Here is a 267-nt window from a genome sequence, read left to right on the forward strand (position 1 = left end):
CTGGACTATTTTGCACTGGGAGTGCTTATTTTTGTATTTCTGGTGATCTTCTATGGGATCATTATTTTACATGATATTCCCTACCTGATTGCCAAAAAACGTAATCATCCTCATGCCGACGCCATTCATGTTGCAGTTGCATAACGGATGAATCATGGCTTTGCATTCCCCATCCCCGCTCCGGGCGGTAAAGCGTGGCCCAAATCCACAAAAACGGCCAGATAACATGTAACGTAAAAAGACTCACCCAACCAGCAACATGAATGG

General features: G+C 44.6%; 2 pseudogenes. One reads left to right on the forward strand and one right to left on the reverse strand.

The features are described 5' to 3' along the window. Positions 1-135, forward strand: a pseudogene (locus AC0L27_RS41375) (DUF3302 domain-containing protein); the annotation flags it as partial. Positions 136-160: 25 nt separating this feature from the next. On the opposite strand, the pseudogene AC0L27_RS41380 reads toward AC0L27_RS41375, so the two are convergent. After that, positions 161-267 (reverse strand): annotated as a pseudogene (locus AC0L27_RS41380) (DUF3302 domain-containing protein); the annotation flags it as partial.

The organism is Bradyrhizobium sp. Ken51, assembly GCF_055807435.1.